Origin of the sequence: Microcystis sp. M015S2, from assembly GCF_020245945.1 — a bacterium.
In the GTDB taxonomy this organism is placed as follows: Bacteria; Cyanobacteriota; Cyanobacteriia; order Cyanobacteriales; family Microcystaceae; genus Microcystis.
Genome location: NZ_JADBTX010000129.1, coordinates 19,267 through 27,154 on the forward strand (window position 1 = coordinate 19,267; position 7,888 = coordinate 27,154).

General features: G+C 41.8%; 5 protein-coding genes and 1 pseudogene. 2 read left to right on the forward strand and 4 right to left on the reverse strand.

Annotated elements, in window-relative coordinates; all coding sequences use genetic code 11:
• Positions 1-184: 184 nt before the first annotated feature.
• From IM473_RS20970 to patD, 4 genes are all read right to left on the reverse strand, one after another.
• Positions 185-2,320, reverse strand: a complete 2,136-nt coding sequence (locus IM473_RS20970; protein ID WP_287660724.1) for a glycosyltransferase — start codon at positions 2,318-2,320, stop codon at positions 185-187.
• Complete coding sequence (locus IM473_RS20975; protein WP_287660725.1) at positions 2,314-2,559, reverse strand: hypothetical protein; 246 nt, start codon at positions 2,557-2,559, stop codon at positions 2,314-2,316. Before IM473_RS20975 ends, IM473_RS20970 begins: the two co-directional genes overlap by 7 nt.
• A 160-nt stretch (positions 2,560-2,719) precedes the next feature.
• Positions 2,720-4,345, reverse strand: coding sequence for a dipeptide ABC transporter ATP-binding protein (locus IM473_RS20980; RefSeq protein ID WP_287660726.1), 1,626 nt, complete (start codon positions 4,343-4,345; stop codon positions 2,720-2,722).
• A 75-nt stretch (positions 4,346-4,420) separates the two neighbouring features.
• Positions 4,421-4,777 carry a heterocyst frequency control protein PatD gene (gene patD, locus IM473_RS20985; RefSeq protein ID WP_287660727.1) on the reverse strand — a complete coding sequence of 119 codons (357 nt, stop codon included), beginning with the start codon at positions 4,775-4,777 and terminating at the stop codon, positions 4,421-4,423.
• Between the two features lie 221 nt (positions 4,778-4,998).
• On the opposite strand from patD, the gene IM473_RS20990 reads away from it, so the two are divergent.
• Together IM473_RS20990 and IM473_RS22635 are read left to right on the forward strand one after the other, a co-directional pair.
• Positions 4,999-7,296, forward strand: a complete 2,298-nt coding sequence (locus tag IM473_RS20990; protein WP_287660728.1) for a RelA/SpoT family protein — start codon at positions 4,999-5,001, stop codon at positions 7,294-7,296.
• 157 nt (positions 7,297-7,453) lie between these two features.
• Positions 7,454-7,753, forward strand: a pseudogene (locus IM473_RS22635) (MraY family glycosyltransferase); the annotation flags it as partial.
• Between the last annotated feature and the right edge of the window lie 135 nt (positions 7,754-7,888).

The following is a 7,888-nucleotide window of genomic DNA, read 5'->3' on the forward strand; positions in this document are numbered from 1 at the left end:
TAGCAGAAGTCTAAAAATTACTACAGCAAAAGAAGCACAAATGCTGAATCCTGTAATAAAACTTACGGCGTTTCTTATAAAGATGAAGTATGACCTAATTTGGTATCGACGACCGAAGACTGGCTCCTGACTCCCGAAAACGAAAACTTTGTACTTCACCATTAAGATAACTGCTGTATTCTTGTTAACTATCCTTAGCAATAATTCCTAGATTCGATAACAAAGCTTGTAGGTTAGTTTGCACGGTAGCGGGTTGATATCTCTTAATAGTTTCTAGGGAATTATCAGCGAGTTTTTGCCACAATTCCCGATGATCATAGAGTTCGATCACTGCTTGGGCAAATTCCTCGGCAGTATCGGCAATTAAAACATCCTGGTGGTCAATTAATCCCATACCTTCAGCACCAATTTTTGTGGTAATAGTCGGTAATCCTAGGGAGAGACTTTGACCTATTTTACCCTTCATTCCCGCACCAAATCGCAGGGGAGCGACAAAAATGCGACTCTTTTGGAAATAGGGTTCTACTTCGGGAACATAACCAGTGACAATCACTTGATCATTGGCTAATTCTTTCACTTCATCCTTGAGGTTACTTCCCAATAAATTAACGGTAATATCGGGACGGGATGCCCAAACTAAGGGCATAATTTCTAAACATAACCACTTAACTGCATCAATATTAGGAGGGTGATTGTAGCTACCAATAAATACTAAACCCGATCGCTGGTCAAAAGCAACTTTTTCTGACAGGTAAATTTCTTCATGGATATTGGGGATTACCCAAACATTTTTCACTCCTAAAGAGGATAAAACTTGCTTTTCGTCTTCCGTTACTACCACGGTTGCTTCCGCTTGATTAGCATAGTTTAACTCTAATTTCTGATAGGTTTCCCAACTCCAGCTAGTATTTTGGTAACTGGGATCGAGATAGTCTTTTTGCCGTTTTAAACGCAGAAAATGCAGGTCAATTGTATCATAAATAATTGGTGCTTTTGTTTTTAAGCGAATTAAATCCATATACTTATCGCACAATTCGGGACGACACAACCAAACTCCATCTATCAGAGGTAAATATTTGATTAATTTTTCTTCTAGATTATATCTTTGCGCTGTGCCATAAATAACTTCAATTCCCAGCTGTTGCAGGACGGAAGTATAGGGTTGTTCAGGATAGCCATTATCGGGAAAGAAAATCACTGAATAGCCTAAATTGAGCAGTAGCTTAAGAATATTTAATAAACGCACACAGCCGGATTCTCGATCGTATAGTGGAACGTAGGAGTCAATGACTAAAATTGTCGGGTTTCCTTGTAAACGTCGGGCAGCTTTCGGTACATTATTAGCATTGTTATCCAGGTGTTTAGTTAATACCTTTGACCATTTTTCTCGAAACTTAGTTTGATTAATCACTTGATATTGTTTGATCCCACTGGAAAGGTCTGTTCCCGAGGTGATTCCTTCGTAGTGAATGACGTTAGATTGGGGTTGATAGAGGACTTGATAACCCAATTCTCGGAGGGCAAAACATAAGTCTGTATCTTCGTAATATGCGGGGATAAAGTCTTGAGAAAAACCACCTAATTGCTTAAATAAATCCGTAGGAACTAATAAACTGGCCCCCGAACAATAGTCCACGGGACGCACATAATTATATTCCGGTTCATCGGGACTATCTAAGCGTCCATAATTCCAACCATCGGCAGAATTCCAGATAATTCCCCCCGCTTCTTGTTGTTTACCATTAGCATAAATTAACTTAGAACCCACCGCACCAACTTGGGGATTATTGACGATTAATTTTAATAAACTTTCTAGACAATTTTCTAGAATTCTAGTATCGTTATTGAGAAAATATAGGTATTGACCTTTTGCTTGACTAGCCCCATAATTACAGGAACGGATAAAACCACAGTTTTCTGCATTAGTTAATACTTTAATTCCTTTAATTAAAGTGGCTAATTGTTCTAAAGTTTCATCAGTAGAAGCATCATTAACGATAATTACTTCATAAGCTAAATCAGGACTTAGGTTAACATACAAGGATTCCAGACAGTTAAAGGTGTAGGCAAATTGGTTATAAACAGGAATAATAATTGAGACTAAAGGATTGTCACTACTGGCAATTTCTAGGGGCCGGGGTTCGGCTAATTTAGCACTTTCGATCACCTGTTCTTCAAATTCAGAGGAACTCTTTCCTGTGAGAATTTTAATAATTTTTCGTTTCGTCTTTTTGAGTGCTGGTTTCCACCCTTCCTCTTGGAGACTAAAAACAAATTTTTTGAGCAGTTTTTTGACTTTAAAAATAATCATTACTACCATAATTCTTCCTCTAGAGAAAACCAATCTTGTGATAAATTTAAATCTCTTTCTACTCTAACAATAGCTCCTTCCTTTAATTGTTGATTGAGGTAGTTTCTCTGTTGTTCCATAATATATAATTTAATCGCTTCATTAATTAAATTATTATATTCTTTTTCAGGATAATCACTACTCGCCAACCATCGATCAAGAAGTTGCATAGTATCTTCAGGGAGACTTATCTGAAGTTGTCTTAGCATTTTGTCTTTCCTAACTATATTTAAGTAAGTAGTTCTAATTAAATAGAAGATAGATTTCGCCCTCGATCCCCCCTTAATCCCCCCTTGATAAGGGGGGGAACTGACAATCTTTAACACCCACCTACTTAGATAATAACAATTATAAACCCCTAGGGCGATTTTAGTTGCTGTCGGGATAAATTCTCGGGGCTGCGGCGATTAATTTTTGAGTGTAGGGGTGTTGGGGATGGCTAAAAATCTGTTCAGTTTCACCCATTTCAACAATTTTACCCGCAGTCATCACCGCAATTCGATCGCAGAGGAATCTCGCTAACCAAAGATCATGAGTTATAAATAAATAAGTTAGATTAAATAACTTTTGTAACTCTAACATTAACTCTAAAACCTGTGTCTGGACACTAGCATCGAGCATACTAACCGGTTCATCACAAATAACTAATTCTGGACGAGTAATTAAAGCGCGAGCAATGGCTACCCTTTGCTGTTGTCCTCCCGATAACTCCCTAGGATAGCGTCGATAAAATTCCTCTACTGGTGTTAACCCGACTCGATCTAACATTTCTAAAACCTGTTTTTTAGCCGTTTCTAGACTAATTTTTTGATGGATTAAAAGCGGATCGGCGATACTTTCTCCCACCGTCATTAAAGGATTGAGACAAGCGAGGGGATCCTGAAAAATCATCTGCATTAAGCGCCGTTTGGGACGCATTTTTTCCCCCGACAAAGGGGTTAAATCTTCTCCTAAAAATTCCACTTTTCCCCCGGTGGGTTTAATTAACTGTAATAGGGTTCGCGATAGGGTACTTTTCCCACACCCCGACTCCCCAACTAAACCGAATATTTCCCCTCGATACAGTTCAAAATTGACTTCATCCACCGCTTTAATAAATTTCTTTTCTTTCTTGAAGAAACTATCTAACAAGTTACCTTCTAGGGTATAATACTGTTTTAATTTATCCACCTTTAACACCGTTTCTTTGCCTTGAATTGCCGTTAATTTTTCCTCCCGTAACTGTAGGTGTAAAGCGGCGGCCAAAAGAGAACGAGTGTAGGGATGTTGAGGTGTATTAAAAACTGTTTTTACCGCTCCCGATTCGACAATTTTGCCCCCCTGCATCACCGCTAATTGATCGCAATATTCTCCCACCATCGCTAAATCATGGGAAATTAACAATAATCCCATCTGTTCCTCGCTACATAAACGCTTTAATTCCCGCAGAATTTCCGCCGAAACTGTCACATCTAAACTGGTGGTGGGTTCATCGGCAATAATTAACTTAGGGTTTAATAATAAAGCTAAAGCAATGGCCACTCTTTGCCGCATTCCCCCGCTAAATTCGTGAGGATATTGGGACCAACGATTAGCGGGAATTTTCACTTTTTCTAGGAAAGTACAAGCTTCAATTTTAGCTTCAAGATAGGTTAAATCCGTCCGATGAGCTTGCAAAGTTTCCACACAATGATCGCCAATAGTCATCAGAGGATCTAGTCGCGTCATCGGATCTTGAAACACTAATCCCACCGCTTCCCCGCGAAACTTTTCTAACTGTTTGCTAGATAAAGATAAAAGCGATCGCCCTTCAAAGGTAATCTCACCTTCCACGTGAGTGCGATTAGGTAATAACCTTAAAATAGCCTTACCGATGGTCGATTTTCCACAACCAGATTCACCCACTAATCCCAGAGTTTCCCCTTTGCCTATACTAAAAGATACCCCATCGATCGCCCAAGAGGGAGAACTTAATTCTGTCGGGTAGGCAATTTTTAGGTCTTTAATTTCCAACATGACGCGAGCGGTAACGATAAAAGTTAGGACTTAGGGTCAAGTATGCCACACAAACGGCGATCGAGCATTTAATTACTAATCGACAACTGACCCTAACAAAACCCGACAATACCCCTTTAAAGTCGCCACTCGCTCGCTAATTATCTGTAAACGCTTCTCCCGTCCTTGCCGCGCCGAGGCCAAAAATAACCAATCCGTCTCCAGCAATCGCCAGGATCGATATAGTTCCGTCTGGACTGCGCGCCAACGATTAGCCACCTCTGGGCTGAAATTGTCATCATTTAGTGACAATATCTCCCCCTCTAGACAGGTTTGTAAAGCTTGAAAAGATTGTAACCCCGTGGAAGCATCCCCATCCAGAAGGGCAAGACTGAAATCCTCCAGTTTTCTTAACAAAGATTTGTAGGCTTGATGGTAATTTGTCGGTAGCATCCAATACAAAGCGCGTTAGAATTTGTTACATAAGATTAACGATTTGCCGTCACGGTTGCAAGTCCTCCTCCCGACTAGAGACAAAAACTTAAAAGAATCCCGTCCTTTTCGCCGATCGATCCGATGCCAGTGTTAGAGAGTTAAGTAATCTGGCATCCCTTCGGCCTAATAGTTTTCTAGTTATCCGTCTCCTCCCCCCCTATTATCCCCCCGATCTAACCATGAACGCCATCACTGCCACCCAACCGGAAACCCTCACCGCCCTTCCCCGGGCCACGGAACCGAAAAAAGCGTTAGTTTTACCCGATTGGCTGAAAGAATGCCTAATTACCTACGAAAACGACCCCCAGAATCCCGATACCGATTTAATCTGTAGGGCTTTTAATTTCGCCCATAAACTCCACGATGGCCAGTATCGCAAATCCGGGGAACCCTATATCGCCCATCCTATAGCTGTAGCGGGATTACTGCGGGATCTGGGGGGTGATGGGGCAATGATCGCGGCGGGATTCCTTCACGATGTGGTGGAAGATACGGAAGTCACCCCCGAAGAAATCGAGGCTAGATTCGGTGTCGAGGTGCGTAATTTGGTGGAAGCGGTGACAAAACTCTCCAAATTCAACTTTTCTAGCAAAACTGAACGGCAAGCGGAGAATTTTCGCCGAATGTTCCTGGCGATGGCTCAAGATATCCGCGTCATCGTGGTCAAATTAGCCGATCGCCTGCACAATATGCAAACCCTCGAACACCTCAACCCGCAACAACAGCAACGCATCGCCCTCGAAACTAGAGAAATCTTTGCTCCTCTGGCTAACCGTTTAGGGATTGGCAGATTTAAATGGGAATTAGAAGATTTATGCTTTAAATACCTCGAACCCGATGCTTATCGCACCGTGCAGTTATTGGTATCGGAAAAACGTATCGATCGAGAGGCCCGCATCGAAACCGTCACTAACACATTGCGGGAAAAATTGCAAGAAATTGGCATAAAAGTTCTTGATTTACAGGGTCGCCCCAAACATCTCTACGGCATTTATCATAAAATGCACAATCAAGGCAAAGAATTCGAGCAGATTTATGATATTGCCGCCGTCCGCATTATCGTCGAAACCAAAGAGGAATGTTATCGTTGTTTAGCCATAGTTCACGACCAATTTACTCCGATTCCTAACCGTTTTAAAGACTATATCGGTTTACCAAAAGCTAACCGTTATCAATCCCTCCATACCACCGTTGTCGGTTTAAATGCCCGTCCCCTAGAAGTGCAGATTCGCACCCTAGAAATGCACCATGTTGCTGAATACGGGATTGCAGCCCATTGGAAGTATAAAGAAACTGGTTCTAGTCAAACAACTTTAACCGCTGCGGATGAAAAATTCGCTTGGCTGCGTAATCTTCTTGACTGGCAAAAAGACCTTAAAGATGGCCAAGAATACATGGATGGCCTAAAAAATAATTTCTTTGAAGAAGATATCTATGTTTTCACCCCCAAAGGTGATGTGGTGGCCCTTGCCCAAGGCGCGACACCGGTAGATTTTGCCTATCATATTCATAGCGAAGTAGGTAATCAGATGAAAGGGGCAAGGATTAATGGTAAATGGTCAGTTCTTGATGCTCCCTTGCAAAATGGTGATCTGGTGGAAATTCTCACCAGCAAAAATAGTCACCCTAGTTTAGATTGGTTAAATTTTGTCGTTACTCCTAGCGCCAGAAATCGCATCCGGCAATGGTACAAAAAATCGCGCCGAGAAGAAAATATTAGCCGGGGTCGTGATTTATTAGAGAAAGAATTGGGGAAAACTGGCTTCGATGCCCTGCTGAAATCGGAACGAATGCAATCGGTGGCTAAACAGTGCAATTATGTGGCAGTAGATGATTTATTGGCGGCCTTAGGTTACGGCGAAGTTACCCTAAAAAATGTGGTTAATCGTCTGCAAGAAACAGTTAAAAATCAACAGGAAATTTTAACTGTCAAAAATCCGCCCGATGTCCTAACTGATTCCCAATTGATTCTACCATCTTCTCCCGTTCAAAGGGCTTTACCCGTTAGTAAATCACCGATCGCCGGTGTGGAGGGATTAGTCTATCGTTTAGCCGGTTGTTGTTGTCCTTTACCAGGGGAAAATATTACTGGTATAGTTGCCCACGCGGGGGAAGGCATTGTTATTCACCGTCAGGGCTGCTCGAATGTGGAAAAAGCCGAAGCTGAACGCTTAATTCCTGTTAGTTGGAACCCTATAGATGACCAGGGACGTTATCCAACTTATCCGGTAAATATTCAGATTGAAGTGATCGATCGCGTCGGGGTTTTAAAAGATATTCTCTCTCGTTTAAGTGACCAAAATATTAACGTTCGCAATGCCGGAGTTAAGACTAATTTCGGTAAACCCGCTTTAATTTCCCTGAAAATTGAAGTAAAAGACCTGCAACAATTTGAACGCTGCGTTGGTCAAATTAAGCTGATGAGCGATATTTTAAACGTTCGTCGCATCAGTCAGGTAAAAAGCGATCGAGAGTAGGTTAAACCTAGAATTGCTGATCATATTCCCCAAAACCCGAAGCGCCTTAGCTTTGGAAGTGGGATGCTGACACTGACTAAAACCACGATGGCAATATCTGCACTTTTTGTCACCGAACAACGTAGGATCGATAATTAATCTGAGCGCAAAAATCCTTATGTTATTATCCCTACTGTCAGTCATCAGTTTTCTGATTAGTTTTCTGGTCGTTGCCCTGATTAAACAACGTTTTAGTCAACAATTGTTAGATATTCCCAATAAGCGTAGCAGCCATAGTCAACCCACGCCTAGGGGGGGTTGACTCGGTTTTGTCGTCGCTTTTGCTCTTACCGGCGGCCTCAGTTATTTTCTCCTTCCTCCTTCCCTACCTCTTATTCCCCTGTGGTTGTCCCTAACTCCTTTAATTATTATCGGCCTTCTCGATGATCGTCGCGGTATTCCCTCTAGTATTCGCTATAGCAAAGAGCGGGATAGTTAGGACATAATAGAGAAAAAGAAATGAGGAGAAGCTTTCATGGCAGCACCCTATAGTGATGATTTAAGACAGAAAGCAGTGAGTGCCGTAGAGCGAGGGGAGAAAAAAAGCCATGTC

Coding starts and splice junctions, on each gene's coding strand:
- IM473_RS20980 (WP_287660726.1), bottom strand. CDS start 4,345: ATGTTGGAAATTAAAGACCTAAAAATTGCCTACCCGACAGAATTAAGT.
- IM473_RS20970 (WP_287660724.1), bottom strand. CDS start 2,320: ATGGTAGTAATGATTATTTTTAAAGTCAAAAAACTGCTCAAAAAATTT.
- IM473_RS20990 (WP_287660728.1), top strand. CDS start 4,999: ATGAACGCCATCACTGCCACCCAACCGGAAACCCTCACCGCCCTTCCC.
- IM473_RS20975 (WP_287660725.1), bottom strand. CDS start 2,559: ATGCTAAGACAACTTCAGATAAGTCTCCCTGAAGATACTATGCAACTT.
- patD (WP_287660727.1), bottom strand. CDS start 4,777: ATGCTACCGACAAATTACCATCAAGCCTACAAATCTTTGTTAAGAAAA.